The sequence below is a fragment of the Aquimarina longa SW024 genome, from assembly GCF_001401755.1.
Classification (GTDB): domain Bacteria; phylum Bacteroidota; class Bacteroidia; order Flavobacteriales; family Flavobacteriaceae; genus Aquimarina; species Aquimarina longa.
This window is the reverse complement of record NZ_AVQK01000010.1, coordinates 231,745-250,857: the sequence shown is the minus strand read 5'-3', so window position 1 is coordinate 250,857 and position 19,113 is coordinate 231,745. Positions and strand designations below refer to the sequence as shown.

At 29.2% G+C, this 19,113-nt stretch carries 21 protein-coding genes, 1 pseudogene and 1 riboswitch; of the genes and pseudogenes, 17 read left to right on the top strand and 5 right to left on the bottom strand.

Annotated features, from left to right (window positions below; all coding sequences use genetic code 11):
- The first annotated feature begins 12 nt into the window (after positions 1–12).
- The 13 genes from N456_RS00860 to N456_RS00795 all read left to right on the top strand — a co-directional run bounded on the left by N456_RS00860 (position 13) and on the right by N456_RS00795 (position 11,617).
- Positions 13–1,044 (top strand): hypothetical protein, encoded by a 1,032-nt coding sequence (locus tag N456_RS00860; RefSeq protein ID WP_062052900.1) that lies wholly within the window; start codon positions 13–15, stop codon positions 1,042–1,044.
- 830 nt (positions 1,045–1,874) lie between these two features.
- Positions 1,875–3,335, top strand: a complete 1,461-nt coding sequence (locus tag N456_RS00850; RefSeq protein WP_062052896.1) for a S41 family peptidase — start codon at positions 1,875–1,877, stop codon at positions 3,333–3,335.
- A 187-nt stretch (positions 3,336–3,522) separates the two neighbouring features.
- Positions 3,523–4,008 carry an energy transducer TonB gene (locus N456_RS00845; RefSeq protein ID WP_062052894.1) on the top strand — a complete coding sequence of 162 codons (486 nt, stop codon included), beginning with the start codon at positions 3,523–3,525 and terminating at the stop codon, positions 4,006–4,008.
- A 118-nt stretch (positions 4,009–4,126) separates the two neighbouring features.
- The gene (locus tag N456_RS00840) at positions 4,127–4,561 is read left to right on the top strand and encodes a MarR family winged helix-turn-helix transcriptional regulator (protein ID WP_062052892.1); all 435 of its coding nucleotides are present in this window, start codon (positions 4,127–4,129) and stop codon (positions 4,559–4,561) included.
- Between the two features lie 156 nt (positions 4,562–4,717).
- Positions 4,718–6,022 carry a serine hydrolase gene (locus N456_RS00835; RefSeq protein ID WP_062052890.1) on the top strand — a complete coding sequence of 435 codons (1,305 nt, stop codon included), beginning with the start codon at positions 4,718–4,720 and terminating at the stop codon, positions 6,020–6,022.
- Positions 6,023–6,061: 39 nt separating this feature from the next.
- A complete protein-coding gene (locus N456_RS00830) occupies positions 6,062–6,574 on the top strand; it encodes a GNAT family N-acetyltransferase (protein WP_062052888.1) in 513 nt (170 codons plus the stop codon).
- A gap of 55 nt (positions 6,575–6,629) precedes the next feature.
- Entirely contained in the window at positions 6,630–7,217 is a 588-nt protein-coding gene (locus tag N456_RS00825; protein ID WP_062052886.1) for a Crp/Fnr family transcriptional regulator, read from the top strand.
- 138 nt (positions 7,218–7,355) lie between these two features.
- Positions 7,356–8,075, top strand: coding sequence for a DUF4386 domain-containing protein (locus tag N456_RS00820; protein WP_062052884.1), 720 nt, complete (start codon positions 7,356–7,358; stop codon positions 8,073–8,075).
- On the top strand, positions 8,072–8,458 hold the full coding sequence (locus N456_RS00815) for a VOC family protein (protein ID WP_062052882.1): 387 nt from the start codon (positions 8,072–8,074) through the stop codon (positions 8,456–8,458). Before N456_RS00820 ends, N456_RS00815 begins: the two co-directional genes overlap by 4 nt.
- Positions 8,459–8,693: 235 nt before the next feature.
- Complete coding sequence (locus N456_RS00810) at positions 8,694–9,521, top strand: class I SAM-dependent methyltransferase (protein WP_062052880.1); 828 nt, start codon at positions 8,694–8,696, stop codon at positions 9,519–9,521.
- Positions 9,522–9,565: 44 nt separating this feature from the next.
- Positions 9,566–9,760: a hypothetical protein gene (locus N456_RS00805; RefSeq protein WP_062052878.1), complete on the top strand. Its 195-nt coding sequence runs from the start codon at positions 9,566–9,568 to the stop codon at positions 9,758–9,760.
- A 47-nt stretch (positions 9,761–9,807) separates the two neighbouring features.
- The gene (locus tag N456_RS00800; RefSeq protein ID WP_205410238.1) at positions 9,808–10,935 is read left to right on the top strand and encodes a serine hydrolase domain-containing protein; all 1,128 of its coding nucleotides are present in this window, start codon (positions 9,808–9,810) and stop codon (positions 10,933–10,935) included.
- 67 nt (positions 10,936–11,002) lie between these two features.
- Complete coding sequence (locus tag N456_RS00795) at positions 11,003–11,617, top strand: hypothetical protein (RefSeq protein ID WP_062052874.1); 615 nt, start codon at positions 11,003–11,005, stop codon at positions 11,615–11,617.
- Between the two features lie 29 nt (positions 11,618–11,646).
- On the opposite strand, the gene N456_RS00790 is transcribed toward N456_RS00795, so the two are convergent.
- The 4 genes from N456_RS00790 to N456_RS00775 form a co-directional block, all read right to left on the bottom strand.
- A complete protein-coding gene (locus tag N456_RS00790; protein WP_062052872.1) occupies positions 11,647–12,339 on the bottom strand; it encodes a DUF2490 domain-containing protein in 693 nt (230 codons plus the stop codon).
- Positions 12,323–12,958, bottom strand: a complete 636-nt coding sequence (locus N456_RS00785; protein WP_062052870.1) for a class I SAM-dependent methyltransferase — start codon at positions 12,956–12,958, stop codon at positions 12,323–12,325. The genes N456_RS00790 and N456_RS00785 overlap by 17 nt, the downstream gene beginning before the upstream one ends.
- Complete coding sequence (locus N456_RS00780) at positions 12,945–13,433, bottom strand: DUF2938 family protein (protein ID WP_062052868.1); 489 nt, start codon at positions 13,431–13,433, stop codon at positions 12,945–12,947. Before N456_RS00780 ends, N456_RS00785 begins: the two co-directional genes overlap by 14 nt.
- An 82-nt stretch (positions 13,434–13,515) precedes the next feature.
- Positions 13,516–14,343: an AraC family transcriptional regulator gene (locus N456_RS00775; protein WP_062052866.1), complete on the bottom strand. Its 828-nt coding sequence runs from the start codon at positions 14,341–14,343 to the stop codon at positions 13,516–13,518.
- Positions 14,344–14,494: 151 nt separating this feature from the next.
- On the opposite strand from N456_RS00775, the pseudogene N456_RS23565 reads away from it, so the two are divergent.
- The 4 genes and pseudogenes from N456_RS23565 to N456_RS00760 all read left to right on the top strand — a co-directional run.
- Positions 14,495–14,857: pseudogene (locus tag N456_RS23565) on the top strand (DUF932 domain-containing protein); the annotation flags it as partial.
- Positions 14,858–15,095: 238 nt separating this feature from the next.
- A riboswitch (cobalamin riboswitch) is annotated at positions 15,096–15,280 on the top strand.
- A gap of 180 nt (positions 15,281–15,460) precedes the next feature.
- Positions 15,461–17,779: a 5-methyltetrahydropteroyltriglutamate--homocysteine S-methyltransferase gene (gene metE, locus N456_RS00770; RefSeq protein WP_062052864.1), complete on the top strand. Its 2,319-nt coding sequence runs from the start codon at positions 15,461–15,463 to the stop codon at positions 17,777–17,779.
- A 7-nt stretch (positions 17,780–17,786) separates the two neighbouring features.
- The gene (locus N456_RS00765) at positions 17,787–18,041 is read left to right on the top strand and encodes a cysteine-rich CWC family protein (RefSeq protein ID WP_062052862.1); all 255 of its coding nucleotides are present in this window, start codon (positions 17,787–17,789) and stop codon (positions 18,039–18,041) included.
- Positions 18,038–18,424, top strand: coding sequence for an acyl-CoA thioesterase (locus N456_RS00760; RefSeq protein ID WP_062052860.1), 387 nt, complete (start codon positions 18,038–18,040; stop codon positions 18,422–18,424). The genes N456_RS00765 and N456_RS00760 overlap by 4 nt, the downstream gene beginning before the upstream one ends.
- A 425-nt stretch (positions 18,425–18,849) precedes the next feature.
- On the opposite strand, the gene N456_RS00755 is transcribed toward N456_RS00760, so the two are convergent.
- Positions 18,850–19,113 carry a helix-turn-helix domain-containing protein gene (locus N456_RS00755; protein ID WP_062052858.1) on the bottom strand — a complete coding sequence of 88 codons (264 nt, stop codon included), beginning with the start codon at positions 19,111–19,113 and terminating at the stop codon, positions 18,850–18,852.

Below are 19,113 nucleotides of genomic sequence, written 5' to 3'. Positions count from 1 at the left end.
AAAACAAATAAAATGAAACGTATCAATAAACTTTTTATTCTCGCAGTAGTAGCGATGAGTGCAATTTTCATAGGATGTGATAGCAGAGATTCTGATAGTATTTTACCTGAAAACCCTATTTTTCAAGATTACTATGTTAAATACGATAATACAAAAAAAGAGACCGATGCAAGGGCAACTTTTAGAACTATTGATAATAATGGGGTAAGACTTGTGCTTAAAGGAAACTCAAGTGTTAAGATGAATGGAAAGAAACATAGTCAATTTACGACAGCTGCCATAGATGGATACTTTTACAGATGGAAGAATATTAAAGGGTTAGTAAATACTAAGTTTACGTATGTTAAAAACGGCTCTGAAACATTTGAAAATGTTTTTAACCCTTCTGATGCACCAAAAATAGACTTTAATTCAGGACATGATGCTATTGATTTGAAAAAGGATAATGAAATTATATGGAAAGGCCAGGCTTTAAAATCAGGAGAACAGGTATCGGTATATATTTATCAAGATGGTAAACTAAAAGCGTTGTTTGTTACAAATAAAGTTGGCGCTACTTCATTAGTGCTTGAAGAAAGTCATTTAAAAAAGTTAAAAGCAGGCAAAGCAGAAATACATTTAGTAAGAAGTCTTGTTAAAAATACTCTAAGTAAGTTAGATAAAAATGCAGGAGGTAGAATTACTTTAGAAACCTTGGTTAGCATACCTACTGTTTTGTTAAGTAATAATAATGGTAATAATAATAAGTCTATCAATGTAGTCTTATCTGCTGTGGTAACGGGTACACTTAGTAATTCACCAAAAATTCAATACAGAAATGCTTCAGGAAAATTACAATCTGAAACACTAACCGTAGGTAACTGGTCTAAAAACTTTACCGTACAAAAAGGGTTTCAATTGTTTGTAAAAGCTACAGGTACTATCAATGGTAATATAGAACTTAAAGCTAATGCTAGTGGTAGCGGTATTAGTTTTGAAAACAATAAGAATTCAAACACAAGTACAGATACCGATTTTAATCTTGAAACCTCTACTAATTTATAACTCTATTAAATACGAGTTGTGACTTAATAATTAAAGTTGATTACCTACAAACCTTTATGAATTAATCGGTTTATCGAAAAAATAAAGTAAGTCTCCTTTAATAATAAGAAAACGTTTTAAAACAATATATAAAGCAATAGCGGTTTAATCACTAAGATGAAGTAAGTAAATATAAAAAAACATGTTTAACCGAAAAATTGATGTGTAATAAATCCGCTATTGCTTTTATAACAAACTATAAATGCCATTTTCACAAGGTGTGATATGTATGTTTTGAATATTTTACTAAAAACAATAAAAATGAATTTAAATAAAATAGCTAAACAATTGTTTACGTTGGTATTTGTCTTAACTGTAATTTACAGTTGTTGTCAGGAGGTAGATTATTGTCCCCAAAGGGTAAACACTCCTCGGTGGGATCCAGTTAAAAAGACTTTTGTAGATAACTTTCAAAAAAAATCTTGTACTTTTGATTCAGAAAAATCAGTAGATAAAACTGTGAAGTGAGTTTTAAAAATAAAAACTAAAAATTACTCTAAAATCTAAACAACAAAAAAAATAATAGTTTTTAGAGGTGATCTTAAGATAAAAAAACACCCCTTTTATAAGAATATCGGAGGATTCCCCTAACCCTCGATATAAAAAAATCGATAATGAACCTTACATGTTTTTATTAATAAAATTCATCATCACGAGGACGTAGGACGAAGCAATCTCTACAAATTTATATATTTTCATAAGATTACTTCATTCGCACCTCATTTGTAATAACAAAAAAACTGATAATAAATGATCTATAAATCGAACTCACTTATTTACTATATCCTATTATGAAAAATTCTCTGTTCTCACTTATTTTTTTATGTTTTATTCCTTGCGTTTCGCAAACCTTAAAAATAGACGAATTAACATTAGATGATTATCTCTCTGATTTATCTTTATTAAATCAACTGATAAAAAAACAACATCCAAATCCTTATAAAATAATCTCTGAAAAAGAGCAGTTAGAGGAAAAAAAACAGGCTATATCTCTATTAAAAAAAACGCCTTCATATCCTAATTTCATAAAATGTATTAATAGAACTGGTGATGGGCATTTGGAATACACGCTTCCTAATGAATTTACTTACGATGTTATTGAAAACTCATCTTTTTTTCCTTTTCCTGTACTTGTTAAAAATTATAGAATATTTACTAATATAAAGAGCAAAATACTTCCTTATGGTACAGAAATAATCAAAATCCAAGATATTACTACAAAAGAATTGGTAAAGAGGATGAATAAACACATTCATGGAGACAATTATAATGTAACTAAAACGGCATCTCATCTTACTTATAATTCATTTCCCTTGTACTTTTCTAATCTTATTGAGAGAAACCCAAAAACGTTTAAAATTGAATATTTAGATTTAAAGACCAAAGACGTAAAAACAGTAACCTTACCTTCTATTGATTATTACGAGCTATATAGAATAAGCAAGCTATCTATTTTACCTATTAATAAATTAGAAAAGGAAAGTACCATACATCCTCATTATTATAAAGATAAAAAATTTGGGGTGCTCACTGTAAATTCTTTTAATCTTACAGAAACTTCTGCTTATGATGAGTTTAGCAAATTTTTTAAGCGAGTTAATAAAGAAAAATATAATAACATTGCTATTGACTTAAGATATAATCAAGGAGGTAATCCAAATATAGCTGCCTTATTGTTTTCTTTTATTACGGATTCAAGTTTTAAAAATGTATTTAACTATAGAGCTTCTAGTATTAAAATTGAAAAAGAAAACTTACTTAACGATAATGGAAGTCCTGCTGGAGAAGATGTAGTTCGAGATTTTGAAAACTTCTTGTATCAAAGGTTTAACGAAACAAAAGACAGCCTCTATATTGGTAATGATCGACTAAAAGAAGGTATATTAGAAAATTTTCCTGCAGATAAAGACAATTTTAAAGGTAATGTATATCTAATAGTAGGAGGACAAACCTTTTCTGCTGCCGTTTATTTTGCTAAGCTATTTAAAGATCACAATAGAGGAAAAACTATCGGAGAAGAAACCGGAGGGAATGAAAATTCAACCTTTGCTGGCTATTTTTTAACTTATAAGCTCCCAAAAACAAAATTAAAGGTAAGAATTCCTATAACAGAATTATTTTTTGACAAGAACACAACATCAAAACATGGAATTATACCAGACAATAAAATTCCTATGCAAAAATATTTAGAGTACTCTCTTTTGGAAAAAGATCCCGAAATACAATTTTTATTTGATACGTATTTACATTAAAACAAGTAATATTTTTCAAATCATAGAATGCAAAGTTAGAGTAAAAAACCTCCGTTTTTAACGGAGGTTTTTGATTTTCAGATTAGCATCAGGTCTTTTCAATTAAAGATAGTTATTAATTCTATATTATTATTTGATATATCAAATAATTTATTATATTTGTTGGCAACTATTTAAACTCATACAAATGAAAAAAACAATATTTTTACATTTAATTATCGCACTTTTGTTTTCTTGTTCTGCTGTAAAAACGCAAAATGTTAAAGGAGAAACTAAAATTAAATCATTTCCTTTAGGTCAATCTCTTTGGAATGAAGAAGATGTTGATATTCCTTTTGCAATAATAGATAACCCGCCTATTTTCAAGAATTGTAAATCAGAAAAGAAAAATAATATTAATGAATGTTTTGAGCAACAATTCAATAATTTCATAAAAAATAATTTGAAGTATCCTAAAATAGCTAAAAAGAATAAAATACAGGGGCGAGTACTTATAAAGTATATAATTAACAAAAATGGAAGTGTTAGTAATGTTTCAGCTAAAGGAAATGAATATCTTCTTGATGAAAGTATTAGATTAATAAAATTATTACCAATAATTGCTCCTGCAAAACAAAGAAATAGACCTATAAGCTTTGAGGGAAATAAAGTAATTAATTTTGAATTAGATTAATAATAACAGCTGTTAAGAATAACTATAACTTCTAAAGGTTAGCCTATTTTTCATCTTCGCAAATCTTTTGATTTTAAGATATTTTTTTACTAATTACAAGTAAATAATACCAAATAAAATGAATTTAGACACTCCAACAAATACAGTTTTATATGCTATAGAAGAAACTATTAAAGCTTACAGAAAATTAAGTTTTAAAAACATTGCAAGTGTTGTAAAAGGCATTACTGTAGATCAGGCTCTTATATTAATAATAATTGATAAAAACGAACTTACTCAAACAGAATTAGCCGACCTTATATTTAAAGATTATGCCTCTATAACGAGAATACTAAACCTTATGATACAAAAAGAATATATTATAAAAACTACTAACAAAAACGACAGGCGAAAAACTAAAATAAAAATTACTCAAAAAGGTATAAATACTATAAAAATGCTTAATCCTGTTATTAAAAAAAATAGAGAAACTGCTTTAAGAAATATTTCGACGCACGAGCAAGTAAAATTATACGAAACTTTAAGTAAAATAACCCAAAACTGTAAATTTTAATCGCAGGGCGATAGTCAAGGGTTTAATTCCCCGAGGCTTGCCTTGAGGTAGTTGATTAACAATGAAAGCCCATAATGGACATTTGGTAAACAATGGTTATCACCTACTTAAATAATTAAATAACTGAACCATAGGTTCTTGATTAAACTTAAATAAATGAAATTTTTAATATTATTGCTATGTGTTAGTGGTTTGTCCTTTTCTCAAAACAAGACAAAATTAGAAAAGTATATGAATGCTCAAGCCAGTATTAATGGCTTTTCAGGAACTGTTTTAGTAACAAAAGGCGATTCGATATTACTTAAAAAAGCATACGGATTTGCCGATTATGAATGGAAAATTCCTACTACATTAGACACAAAGTTTAGTTTAGCCTCTGTTTCTAAACAATTTACCGCAGTTGCAATTTTACAACTTGTAGAAAAAGGAAAACTATCGCTCGAAGATAAATTAATACAATACTTTCCAAAATTTCCTAAAGCAAATGCAATTACCATTAAAATGATGCTAACACATACCGCTGGTTTTCAAATGGATTTTGACGAATTGTACCTAGCTAAAACATCGCTACAAAAAGACACTGTTTTAGAACATATTGCCGAAAAATCTTTTTTATTTGAACCAGGAACAAACGTTTCTTATAGTAATATTGGGTATTATTTACTTTCGCAAATTATAGAAAAAGTATCAGAACAACCTTATGCTACCTATTTAAAGCAAAATATATTTAAGAGAGCAAAAATGTATAATACTGGGGTAAGTACAAACGATTCAATAGTTTCTAAATTAGCCAAAACGTATTATTTAAAAGAAAATGTACTGGTAAAAAATCCGTATATAAACTGGAATTATAATATAGGGCATGACGGAGTTTATACCACCATAGACGATTTATTTTTATGGAATAAAGCATTGTTTGAAACAAATAAGCTACTTAATAAAAATGCTAAAAAGAAAATGCTCACATCTTACAATAAACATAATTTTGGGTTTGGATTGTTGATCAATCCTTTTTATAATCACAATCATGAATTAGTAGCACATGATGGTAGTTTTTTTGGCGTGATGACTTCTTTTAATAAGTTTATAAAAGACGATATTTTTATAACAGTTTTATCTAACAATCAATCTCCTTCGTATTTAATAGCCTATGCGCTGTCTGCTATTATTTTTAATAAACCTGTTGAAATTCCATACAAACATGTACAGGTAAAAATAAATCCAGAAATTTATAACGATTACATCGGAACTTACGAAAATGTAACAATTTTAAAGAAAAATAATAAACTTTATTATGCTAAATATAACGATGTGTTATTACCAGAATCAGAAACTAAATTTTTCCTTTCAAAAAATAATAACAGAACAGTTGAATTTATAAAAAACAAAAAAGGAAAGGTAACAGCAATTATAGTAGCTAAAGCAGGAGTGTTACAGCGATTTAAAAAAAAGAGTAAATAACTTTTTTCATAGTTTTGTAGCATATTATTTCACTAATGTATGATAAAAATAACTAAATATTCTGAACTCGATAGCAATACTAAAACAATCTTAAAAAACTATATAGATACCGAGTTTGGGCATATACCAATAGTAAACAAAACTAAATGGGCTTCACCAGATTATACACTCATTTTTTATCATAACAATAAAATAGCTACATTTTATAACATTGTACAGCGAGCGATTACTATTAATGACGAAACGTATAAAGTAGCAGGAATAAACAATGTAATTACTCCAAAAGAGTATAGAGGAAAAGGTTATGCCAGTAAGCTTTTAAAAGAAACCGAAACATATATTTTTAATGATTTAAAATGCGATTATGGGGTTTTACTATGTGCAGATACACTTATTCCTTTCTATAAAAAACTGGGTTGGTATGCTATTGATTGCCCTGTATATTTTAAACAACCTAATGGTAAGCAACTCTGGAAAGCAAATACAATGCTTTTGGCTAATAAAAATAAGGTAAAACCTAAACTCATCGATTTAAAAGGGTTGCCTTGGTAGTTGTAGTTTTTTAATAATTAATACGTCTAATAGTGCAATAATAAGCATCGACCTAATGAATAAGCAAATAATAGAATACCTCTCAAAATATACTGTAATTACTAAAGAATTAGAGGATATAATTGCCGAAAGTACATTTTTTAAAAACTATAAAAAAGGAACGATTTTACTTAGCGAAGGAAACCTTTCAAATGAATGTTTTTTCGTATTAAAAGGATGTATTAGAAGTTATTTTTTTAAAGAAGGAGAAGAAAAAACCATTGAGTTTTATACAGAAGAACAAGTCGTTACACCTGCTAATTACGGAAAATCAACACCATCTAAATATTATTTAGAATGTATTGAAGATACAGTTCTTAATGTTGCTAATCCTACCATAGAGAATGAGATGTTTCAAAAATATCCACAACTAGAATCTTTATCAAGGATAATAGCAGAAGAAATAATTACAAAGCATCAAACATCTTTTACCGAATTTAAAACATCGAACCCTGAAGAGCGTTATTTGCATCTATTAAAAACACGACCTAATATTATTCAAAGAGCACCTCAATATCAAATAGCTAGTTATTTAGGTATAAAACCAGAATCTTTAAGTAGAATTAAAAAAAGATTAATGAATAAAATGAATTCATCTATTTAAATTTCAACAATATATTGTTTACCAAATCGCCTATAAAAATGCTCATTATCGCTTTTCTTAACTTAAGTCAATAAGTTAAAAGTAAGGCTATCGTATTTTTGAAGCGAAACTCATAAGTTGAGTTTTTTATAAAATTATATGGTAAGCACTATTAGAAAAAAATCGATTGTTGTAGGCGTATTATTAGTTTTTAGTATAGTTGTAGGTGTTTTAAGTATTGATACGGTTATTGATACTCCTAATAACCTTACAGATGTTTCTATACATACAAATGCTATACTAATTAGAGCTTTAATGCATTTTATTTTAGCTATAATTTATGCCAGTATTCCAATAATTCTGTATTCATTATTTAAAAAAGTTAATGCCAATTTAGCAATAGGATTTCTTGCTTTTAGAATTATTGCTGTTACATTTATGTTTATGGGATGGTTAAGTATATTGTTATTATTAGGTTTAAGCAAAGAATTTGTAACGTTAAACAACTCGGATTTGTTATATTTTCAAACATTAGATAACTTATTACGTTTGGCAAGAAACTTAATCAACCATATTGCAATGCCTTTAATTTTAAGTGTAGGAAACATACTATTTTACTATATTCTTTATCAATCGAAACTCGTAGCTAGGTGGTTGTCTGTATCGGGAATTATTGTAACTTTATTAAGCTGTGTAGTAGCAAGCTCACTTCTTATGTTTAATATTATAGATATTATTACACCAATTTATGTAACTCTAACGTTTCCTACAGCATTGCTAGAAATAGTTTTGGCAATATGGCTAATAACTAAAGGGTTTAACCCAAACTATTTATCAAGCCTTGATATGCTTACAAAACAATCAATAACTAAATCATGAGATTAAACGCTGGAATTTTAACAAGCAAGCTTTCTGAAACAAAGTCTTTTTACGTAGAAAACTTAAGTTTTAAAATCAAGTTTGAAAATGAATTTTATTTACTTTTAAAAACCCCTAATAATAAAGATGCTTTAAGTTTTCTTTTACCACATCATCCTACACAACAACCGTTTTTTCATGAACCATTTTTAGGTAAAGGCATGTACATAACTATTGAAGTTGAAAATGTAGATGAACTTTACGAAAATATTAAACGTAAAGGTGTAGAAATTAAAGTAGATATGAGAGATGAACCTTGGGGAGAAAGACATTTTGCTATAGAAGATCCTAACGGAATTGGAATTGATATTGTGAAATATACCAAACCTCTTGAGAAAAATTAATTTTTCTATCTTTGTAGCCTGTTATATTAATTCAACATATTGTCTAAAGTCTTATAAAAAAAGACAAACTCAAAAAAATGAGTAAGTAATGTATTGAAAAAACTTCAACTATTCAATACATAGACAATAACATCCTTTTATTTCATAAAATATAATCGCAAAAACATAGTCAACAACTTAATTATGATTGTGTTGACTCAAAATCTTTGAAACAATTTTCTTTGAACATCTTACAATGAAACAAAAACAATTAATTAGCAGAAATATAGAACGCTTTTATAACAAAGCATCCGAAGAAACCAGACTAAACAAAGGAATGGGAGTATTCGAGTTTGAAAGAGTTAAAACACTTATAGAAAAATACATATCAAATTCATCATTAAAAATAATTGATATTGGTGGAGGTACAGGAAAATATTCAGAATGGCTTGCCAAAAAAGGACATCAAGTTCATTTACTAGACCCTGTTTTAAAACATATAAAAATAGCCCAAAGTAGAGCAGATAGGCTAAAAAATAAATTTTCTGTACATTTGGGTGAATCTCGAAATTTAAAATTTCCGAATAATTTTGCAGACCTAATAATTTTACACGGTCCTCTTTATCATCTTCAAAAAAAAGAAGATAGAAATACTACCATTAGTGAAGCTAAACGTGTTTTAAAAAACAATGGAATTATTTTAGGCTTTGCTATTAATTATACGGCATCTACCTTGGTTGGCTTACTAAATGGTTTAATTCATAAAAAAACATTTTTTAACATGTGTAAAGAAGAATTAACTAGTGGAATTCATAATCCACCAGACGATTTCCCTTGGTTATTGGCAGAAGCGTATTATCATAATCCTAAAGAACTCAAACAAGAGTTTATGGCTCAAAAATTAACATACCTTAATATGTATGCTGTTGAAGGTATGGCTTGGTTAGCTAAAGATTACTTTACAAGTATGTTAAATAACAAAAAGAAAAATACATTGTTAGAACTTATTAATATTACCGAAAATGATAGTAACTTGTTATCTTTTAGTCCGCATATAATGATAGCTGTTCAAAAATCCTCATAGAGGAATTCTTTTCGATTAAACAACTATGTTAAAATTTTGAATACATGAAAAATAAAGAAATATATTACAAAGCATTAGTAGCAAACAACGGTAAATTAAATGAAATTGACCTTGGAGAAAAAATTGGATTTAATGAAGAAGAAACAAGAGCAATAATTTCTCAACTTTTATCGGAGCATAAAATTGAATATAAAGAACACAAATCTTGTAGTTATAGTTTTAAAAAATTACGAAAATGACACACAATAATAATTTATCAATACCAAAGAGCGTCATAAAAAAATATATGATATTAATTTTATCGTTAATGGTTATAGGCTGTAAAGAAAAATTAAAAAACAGTACTAAAACAAAAAATATTGATACTCAATTTATACAATTAATTGATAGTGCTACAACAAATATGATTAATAAGCCTTTAATCAATTCTGCTTCAATTGCCATATATTACAACGGAAAAGAGTATATAAATCATTACGGTGAGTTGGTAAAAGGAAAAGGAAACACGCCAACTAATACAACAATTTACGAAATTGGGTCTTTAAGTAAAGTATTTACTGGTACTATGGTAGCGAATGCTGTTTTAGAAAAGAAAATAAATGTTGAGGATGAAATTAGCATGTATTTAGGTAAAGAATACCAAAACCTACGCTACTCAAATACCCCCATAAAAATTAAACATGTATTAACACATTCTAGCGGTTTTCCTAATGTACTTCCTTTAAAATTAAATGCTATATTAAATAACTTTTTAAACTATGACACCCCTATGAAAATAAATGAAGTACTAAAAAATTATAGCAAAAGTCAATTTCTTAAAGATATTCATGCTATTAAAACAGATACAATACCAGGTTTTAAGTATGCATATTCAAGCGCAGGAACAGAATTAACAGCTCATATTTTAGAAGTAATTTACAAAGCCGATTTTGAAGATTTGTTAATCGAATTCTTTTCTGAAAAAATCGGAATGAAAAACACTAGCATTACGCTTACTCAAGCTCAAAAAACAAATTTGGCATGCGGTTATCATACAGATAATCCAACAATCACATCTCCGATCGAAAAACTACCTTGGGGAGCTTCTGGAAGTATCAAATCTACGCTACCTGACCTAATGAAATTTATAAAGTATCAATTAAAAGATAATGAAATTGTACAAGAATCGCACAAGCCACTGGTCCAATTTAATGAAGAATTTGCACTTTCATATTTTTGGAATATAGACTCGTCTAACAAAAAATTAGGAAAACAATATTATCATCATGGAGGAGTTCCAAGATCGCAATGTTATATATTTATTATTCCAAAACATAATTTCGGGGCTTTTATCATTACAAACCAAAGTGGAAAAAACACAGCTACTGTAATGATGGAAACATTAAATGTAATTTTTGATGGAGTGATAAAGTAAAAAACATATATTCAATTAAAATTTCTCAAAATCAAGCATTTAAATCATCTTAATATTAAATAAAAACATGAAACAATATTTTATTATCCTTTTTATATTGAGTTTAACACATATAAATGCTCAAAAAACCGATGATTTATTAGAAAAAATAGAACTGAAAGAAATAGACAATTTTAACTTTAAAGAAAAAAACTTTGATATAACTTCTGTATATAATTTAGAAAAAAACTTTTTGGTTATTGGTAATTATATTCCAATTAATGGAAAAATAACATTTCCAGACACTATTAAAGATTACGGAATAAGAATTTTATTTTTAAATGATAAAAAAGAAATTACTTATAAATCACATGGTTTAATGGATGTTTGGCATTGTAATCCTACTTTTTACAAAAATGGGAGTAAATTTATATTGGTTTGTCAATTAAGTATGGAACAAGATTGCGGGTTAGAAGTCTACGTAATAGAAAATACTAACATAAAATTCATCGGCAATATAAATGTTGAAACATCAAGTGAAGAAAGTCAGGTTATAAATTTTCTAAAAATTAGAAAACAAGGCGAAAAATTAATTTTTTCTTTTAAATCGGACACTCTTTTGTTAAATATAAATGACAAATTTATTAAAAAAAGTAAAGTTGAATATGAGTATTTTAAAAACAAATTGGTCTTGTTAAATTAAGTGGTTATTAGCAGTAATAAGTTGGTTTATTAAAGTTTAAATTTATGATTTAACCCTACCATAAGTGTGTGATTATTTTCTATGCGGTTAGGATTTATAACAAGATATTGGTTCATATATCCTAAACTAAAGGAAGTTGATTTGGTCAAAGTTGTTTCTATACCTATAAACGCTCTGTTTTGATTGAAATAATTTTGGTTTTTGACATTGCCAATGTTTAGAAAAATTGAATTAAATGCTAATAAATTAATTTTTTCAGACTGCGAAATCGGAATTTTTACGCCTATTTTCATACGAACGCGATGAGTTGTTTTGTCTTTGAAAATACGTTGTTCCAGCATTGCTTTGTAGCCTACTTTTACCTTGCCTATTTTATTTTTTACTTCTATGCTTTCAAAAATGCGATGTTCGGTTCTTTTTTCAGGAATTGGGTGGGCTCCGTAGGGGAATAGTATTATCCATTCATAACCCGCTCCAAAACGGACGTTTTTAATTTCGATATAATGAACGCCTACTGATAGTTTGGACTGTTGCCAATTCTTTATAAATTCGTTTCTACTCCAAGCATAAAGAGGTCTAATCATAATTTTATCATTTATTGTATATTCGCCAGAATAGTACCACCAAGAATTAAATTGGTCTGCTTTTTGGGCTTTACAATGTATAATTGATAACAAAAAGGCAAAAAACGCTATATATTTAAAACTACTTTTTTGTGCCAAACCCCCTTATTACTTTTCCGATTCCATTATGAAAATTGCCCTCATTCAGTTGAACTTTTACATCTTCTAAAATTTTAAAATCAAAATTTGGAAAATCCCTTTTTATTTCTTTTACCGAGAAAAGCATATCCAAGCTTTGCGGACCTCCAATCTTTGGGTTATTTTCTTTAAATGGCAAATGTGTTTTACTATACGCTTCAAAAATTATTGAGCCTTTTGGTTTTAACGAATCATTCAATTTTTGATGGATTGTAGCGATTTTATCAGGCGAAAAATGAGCATAAATCAAACCAATACAATCAAATGATTCTTTAGGGAAATCACACTGCCCAATGTCGCCAACAATGTATTCAAGAGATGTGTTTTTTTCTTTTGCCAATTGCAATGCCTTATTTTTCCCTTCTTCACTTAAATCTATAGAAACCACTTTCCAACCCAAATTTGCTACATAAACACCGTTTCTACCCTCGCCATCAGCAGGTAATAAAATGTTTTTGGGTGTTAATTGGTTTATGCAGTTTTTGAAAAATGCATTGGGTTTCGTTCCGTAGGCGAATTGTTGGTTTTTGTACCTTTCATTCCAAAATTCTTGGTATTCTAAATCGTTAAAATTGCTCATTATCTATTTTTTTGTTATGATTGATTTTAAGAATTAATATTGATGTGAGATAAATTCCGATTCCGTAAACCAAATGAAGTATTATGGCTTTTGAAACAAGTGTGAATTGAATTGGGGTTTTTGAAAAAGCAACCCCAAATCCTATAATTGGCCAACCTATAAATAATGGAAAAATTACAGTAATGAGTCCGAACAATAAGGATTTTGGTAATTTTGGGCTGTAAAACCAGTCGTTTTTAAAAATTGAAATAAATATAAAAGCGAATGCAATACCTATTATGTAGTGCGTTGTCCAACCAATAATCCAAGCCTGTGTAGTACTTGCATCTATGTTAAAAAGATTGTTAGAAACCCAATTACCAATAATTAGCAGTCCGCTTGATTTTATTTCAAAAATGCGAAGCAATATTGCCCAAATGTCTGTTAGAAATGTTGCTCCAATCCCTAAAATAAATGTCCTTTTCCAAGTATTCATAAATTATCTAATGCTTTATGTTAGGCAAAATTAGATACTTAAACCTCTTGTTTAGTAGGACAAAATTTAGGTTTTATGGTGCTTATTCAAAGTTTTTTCGGAAAGCTTCGGGCGAATAAGAGGTGTTTTTCTTGAAAAATCTAATGAAGTAGGAAACATCTTCATAGCCCAATAAATAGGCTATTTGTTGTACTTGATTATTTGTTGCTAACAAAAGTCTTTTTGCTTCTAAAACAACATATTCATTGATAAGCATTGAAGGTGTTTTGCCGAGAAGTGCCTTGGTAATGGTATTTAATTGATAGGTGGTAAGGTTCATTTTTTCAGAATAGAATGCAACGGTTTTCTGTTCCTTAAAATAGATTTCTATCAATTCCAAAAGTTCTTCCAGACGCTGTTGGTTGTAATGATTTTTTTTAGGAATAGAATTAAAGTTATATCGGGAAAGTTCTATTAGCAGTATTTTTAAACAAGATAAAATTACAGTTCTGTAATCCTTTCGTTTATTGATGTATTCATTTTCGATTTTTGAAACAACTGGTTTGATTTCGTGGTATATTCCATCATTAAGTTGTTGGCTGTTCGCTATTTTGAATTTTCTGGCTTGAAAAAAATCTTCTGTAAATTGAATGATGTAACCCTTGCTGTCTGCCGAAAGAATTAGAGAATGAACCTGTCCTGGTCTTAAGAAAAACACATTGTACTTTGAGATAGTGTGAGTATTAAAGTCTATGCTATGTTTGCCATTTCCGCTTTCGATTAATAAAATGAAATAGAAGTTATGTCTATGCGTTTTTTGGTGCATTATATTTCCATTTAACAATTTTTCCAAATCGTAAATTTTGAAACCCTCAATGGAATTTGACTTTGGTTTTTCTTCCTTAATACATCTTACAGGAATTTTTTCCATCTTGTTATTTTACTTTCGTTAAACTCAACTTTCAAAGTTAAGTGGTTTTTTGGTGAGGGAAAAAACAAAGGTGAATATGAGTATTTTAAAAAAAAATGGGCTTGTTAAATTAGGTGTTTTTAATTGAAAACAGCCTACAGTAATGAGTTGGTTTATTACTGATTTTATTATTAACGACGGAAATCAATTTTCACTGAAGAATACCAATGATAACATTTTACCAATATTACGATTTAAAACTCGTACTACGGTAGTGAAAAAACATCAAGGCATTTTGGGTTTTATCGTGAAGTTTGTTCTAACGGATTACACGTTTCACAATCTGAAATTGCTTTTGAGATAAAGCACAGTAAGAATTGTACTGATTTAATTATACCGAAGCCTCAATCAAAACCCGAATTTATGATTAGGATAAAATGCCTTTAATTCGGTATTGCACAATAACATTAAAAAGACATTCTCACAACAAGAACGATTGGAAAAACTCTTTGATGTTATTTACGAAATGGCATAAATGGCCATAATAAGCCTACTTAAAAGTAAGCATAAATTACTGTAAGATATAGCATTGTTTTTTTCTAAATTATCCAATATTAAAATATAAAATAAACTTTTTAGTTTTTGTCTCTACAAAACAAATTCATAACATTTAAGATTAATCTATCTTATTTTAAAGGCCTTAAAAATTTACTCTTTAAGGGACTGAAACCAAAAAAATAATCTTTAGCTTTGCTGTTATTGTTCTTTAACATACTTCATCAAACGGATTAGGTTTTACTTAAGGTAGATTAATAGGGAATCTGGTGCAAATCCAGAGCTGTCGCGCAACTGTAAGTAACACCCCAAAGGTTTTATCAAATTTATGTCCACTGTTTTTAATGGGAAGGACGATAAAACTGTTATAAGTCAGGAGACCTGCCTATTCTGAATGGACAATGCTTTCGCGGTTTGAAGCTTTTGGTCTTACAGATGACATATTTTTAAGCGCTTTTTTCTTTTTACGGGAGAGCTGTGCCTTGTTGCTATGTCATTTTTTTCCAAACTTATTACTTAAAAAGCATTGCGAAGCATTTCAAAGAACTTTTAAAATTTATGTTTAACTTTTAAAAGTAAAAAGATGCAAACGCACAATCTTGGCTATCCGCGTATTGGTAGCAAACGAGAACTCAAAAAAGCCTGCGAGCAGTATTGGTCGGGCAAAATCAAATTACACGAACTTCTTGAAATAGGTAAAAAACTCTGTATTCAAAATTGGAACATTCAAAAGCAAGCAGGTATCGATCTTGTACCTTGTAACGATTTTTCCTACTACGACCAAGTTTTAGATATGACTTTAACGGTTGGTGCAATTCCAAAGCGCTATAATCAAATCGCAGTAAAATCGAACAACGAGCAAGATTTATATTTTGCTATGGCAAGAGGTTATCAAAAAAACGGACTTGACATTACCGCAATGGAAATGACAAAATGGTTCGACACGAATTACCATTATATTGTTCCCGAATTCTACAAAGACCAAGAATTTCAGCTTTTTTCTAATAAGATTTTAAACGAATTCGAAGGCGCAAAACAAACAGGAATTAATGCAAAACCTGTAATTATAGGTTTGGTTTCTTATTTGTTGCTTGGTAAAGAAAAAGAAGAAGGTTTTAATAAACTCGATTTAGCAAAAAATTTACTACCCGTTTATATTGAAATTTTAAAGAAATTAGAACAACAAGGAGCAGAATATATTCAGTTTGATGAGCCATTTTTAGCATTAGATTTATCAGATAAAGCTAAAGAGACATTTCGTTTTGTTTATAAAGAAATCCGAGCAAAGTTTCCGAAGTTAAAATTCATAATTGCCACCTATTTTGATGGTTTAAAAGATAATCTTTCACTTGCAACTTCGCTTCAAGCTGATGTTTTACACATAGATTTGGTAAGAAATCCAGAGCAATTAGAAGAGGTTTTAGCCACAATTCCAAACAATTTAAGTTTATCACTTGGTGTGGTAGATGGAAGAAATATTTGGAAAAATAATTTTGAAAAATCACTAAAACTTATTGAAAAAGCGGCCGAAACATTAGGCTCTGAAAGAATTTTCATTGCTTCGTCTTGTTCTTTACTTCATTCGCCTTGTGATTTAGATGTTGAAACACAACTAAATTCTGAAATTAAAAATTGGTTAGCTTTTGCCAAGCAAAAAGTAGAAGAAGTAGTTGCATTAAAAGAATTGGCAAGTGGCACAACCGACGAAACATTTCTGAATATATATACGGAAAATAAAAATGCAGCAACAAGCAGAAACAATTCCTCATTAATTCACAACAATAGTGTAAAACAAAGAGTAAATGCTATTAATGAAAAAGATACAAGAAGAAAAAACAGTTTTAACATTCGAAAAAATGAACAGCATAAAGCGTTGAAATTACCTTTATTTCCTACTACGACCATTGGTTCGTTTCCGCAAACTAAAGAAGTAAGAAGTTGGAGAGCAAAATTCAAAAAAGGCGAACTAACAACCGTAGAATATGATAATTTGTTAAAAGAGGAAACTAAAAGAACAATTAAATGGCAAGAAGATATTGGAATTGATGTTTTGGTACACGGAGAATTTGAACGCAACGATATGGTTGAATATTTCGGCGAACAGTTAGAAGGAATTACATTCACAAAATACGGATGGGTACAAAGCTATGGAAGCCGATGTGTAAAACCGCCAATTATTTTTGGAGATGTGTCTCGACCAAAACCAATGACTGTATATTGGTCTCAATACGCGCAATCAATTACTCAAAAATTGGTAAAGGGAATGTTAACAGGACCCGTTACCATATTACAATGGTCTTTTGTTCGAGACGACCAGCCTCGTTCAGTAACTTGTAATCAAATTGCATTGGCTATTCGTGATGAAGTTGCTGATTTAGAAAAAGCGGGTATCAAAATAATTCAAATAGACGAACCTGCCATTCGAGAAGGATTACCTTTACGAAAAGCAGATTGGCAAAATTATTTGCAATGGGCAGTTCGTGCTTTTAGAATTTCATCGAGCGGTGTAAACGATGAAATACAAATACATACACATATGTGCTATTCAGAATTTAATGATGTTATCCATAATATAGCCGATATGGATGCTGATGTTATCACTATTGAATGTTCTCGTTCACAAATGGAATTATTAGACGCTTTTGCGGAATTCAAATATCCTAATGAAATTGGTCCAGGAGTTTATGATATTCATTCACCACGAGTTCCTTCGAAAGAAGAAATGGTGCATCTTTTAGAAAAAGCGCAAGCTGTTATTCCTGCTAATCAGCTATGGGTAAATCCTGATTGTGGTTTAAAAACTCGTCATTGGGAAGAAACCGAAAAAGCTCTAAAAGCAATGGTGGAAGCATCTAAACAAGTAGCTAATTCTCTCACGAAAAAAGAATTAGTTAATCAATAGGTATTAATTGACAAAACACGAAGAAAAATATTGCCCAAAATGTAATAGTTTTTTTGAATGTAAAGTAGGTTCTATTTTGCTTTGCCAATGCACATTTGTAAAATTGAGTAATGATGAGTTAAAGTATATTAATTCAAAACACGAAGATTGTCTTTGTGCAGAATGTATGAAGATGTTAAAAGCAGAATATCATAATCAAAATTTTCAAAACAAGCTAAAAAGTATTTTGGGCATATTTTATAAAAATCAAACAAAAAAATGACAATAAACGAGCGAATACGACAATCAGAGACACATATTTTTAAAGCAGTTTTTCCAAATACCACTAATCATTATGACACACTTTTTGGTGGTACTGCATTACAGTTAATGGATGAAGTAGCTTTTATAACCGCAACACGATTTACTAGACAACGAGTAGTTACGGTAAGTAGTGAAAAAATTGATTTTAAAAAACCTATACCAGCAGGTACAATTGTAGAACTCATAGGTAAAGTAATTCATCTTGGAAATAAAAGCCTAAAAGTAGGTGTAGAAATGTATGTAGAGCAAATGTATTCTGAACATAGAGAGCGGGCAATAAATGGCGAATTTACTTTTGTTGCTATTGATAAAAATAAAAAGCCAATAGCAATAACGAGATAGTTATCATAGAAATCACGTTAATACTATATATTTTTGGGTAGCTCTAAATCTTTTGTAGAATGAAAAGCCGTGTTGTCAACGATTAATATTTTGAGTTGACACTATCCTAAAATCTTATAAATAATTCTTTACAAACTACATTGGTAGTCATACAAAAATTTTCACCTGTAATTGGAGAAAAGCTTCCCCATAACCATTTGTACTGATAGCTATGCTTATAGTTCCCTATAGGTTTTACACCTTTGACTGTAATTACTCTAGCTTGTTTGGTGATTAAACAGAATCTACTTTCATCCTGATCATAAAGATTAACAGATGTAATGACATCTATATCAAGACTAGAACTAATTTGTTTGAATGAAGTTTCAAGGTTTTTTAAAAAGCTCTTCGGCTTTAGGACCTTTCTTGTAGTGAGTACTTACGTACTACTTATGATTTTGCTTACAGTGAGCATATAATACAAAATAAGAAACGATTTCTTCTATTTCAGAGGCAATCAAAAGTTGTAACTCAATATAGGAAGTGATCAAGATAGTCGAATCAGAAAGCTTATTTGCTATAAAATCTTTGGCTTTTTCAGATAAAATTTTTGTGTTGTTTCCTCCACTTTTAATAGTTTTTAATTCTTTGAAACCAGACTCTGAATATTGCTGTATCCAACCTCGAACGGTTTTTTCTGTTCTATCCAA

Excerpts from the sequence above, each read along its gene's own strand:
- N456_RS00860 (WP_062052900.1), top strand. The coding sequence starts at position 13 with ATGAAACGTATCAATAAACTTTTTATTCTCGCAGTAGTAGCGATGAGT.
- N456_RS00850 (WP_062052896.1), top strand. The coding sequence starts at position 1,875 with ATGAAAAATTCTCTGTTCTCACTTATTTTTTTATGTTTTATTCCTTGC.
- N456_RS00845 (WP_062052894.1), top strand. The coding sequence starts at position 3,523 with ATGAAAAAAACAATATTTTTACATTTAATTATCGCACTTTTGTTTTCT.
- N456_RS00840 (WP_062052892.1), top strand. The coding sequence starts at position 4,127 with ATGAATTTAGACACTCCAACAAATACAGTTTTATATGCTATAGAAGAA.
- N456_RS00835 (WP_062052890.1), top strand. The coding sequence starts at position 4,718 with ATGAAATTTTTAATATTATTGCTATGTGTTAGTGGTTTGTCCTTTTCT.
- N456_RS00830 (WP_062052888.1), top strand. The coding sequence starts at position 6,062 with ATGATAAAAATAACTAAATATTCTGAACTCGATAGCAATACTAAAACA.
- N456_RS00825 (WP_062052886.1), top strand. The coding sequence starts at position 6,630 with ATGAATAAGCAAATAATAGAATACCTCTCAAAATATACTGTAATTACT.
- N456_RS00820 (WP_062052884.1), top strand. The coding sequence starts at position 7,356 with ATGGTAAGCACTATTAGAAAAAAATCGATTGTTGTAGGCGTATTATTA.
- N456_RS00815 (WP_062052882.1), top strand. The coding sequence starts at position 8,072 with ATGAGATTAAACGCTGGAATTTTAACAAGCAAGCTTTCTGAAACAAAG.
- N456_RS00810 (WP_062052880.1), top strand. The coding sequence starts at position 8,694 with ATGAAACAAAAACAATTAATTAGCAGAAATATAGAACGCTTTTATAAC.
- N456_RS00805 (WP_062052878.1), top strand. The coding sequence starts at position 9,566 with ATGAAAAATAAAGAAATATATTACAAAGCATTAGTAGCAAACAACGGT.
- N456_RS00800 (WP_205410238.1), top strand. The coding sequence starts at position 9,808 with ATGATATTAATTTTATCGTTAATGGTTATAGGCTGTAAAGAAAAATTA.
- N456_RS00795 (WP_062052874.1), top strand. The coding sequence starts at position 11,003 with ATGAAACAATATTTTATTATCCTTTTTATATTGAGTTTAACACATATA.
- N456_RS00785 (WP_062052870.1), bottom strand. The coding sequence starts at position 12,958 with ATGAGCAATTTTAACGATTTAGAATACCAAGAATTTTGGAATGAAAGG.
- N456_RS00780 (WP_062052868.1), bottom strand. The coding sequence starts at position 13,433 with ATGAATACTTGGAAAAGGACATTTATTTTAGGGATTGGAGCAACATTT.
- N456_RS00775 (WP_062052866.1), bottom strand. The coding sequence starts at position 14,343 with ATGGAAAAAATTCCTGTAAGATGTATTAAGGAAGAAAAACCAAAGTCA.
- metE (WP_062052864.1), top strand. The coding sequence starts at position 15,461 with ATGCAAACGCACAATCTTGGCTATCCGCGTATTGGTAGCAAACGAGAA.
- N456_RS00760 (WP_062052860.1), top strand. The coding sequence starts at position 18,038 with ATGACAATAAACGAGCGAATACGACAATCAGAGACACATATTTTTAAA.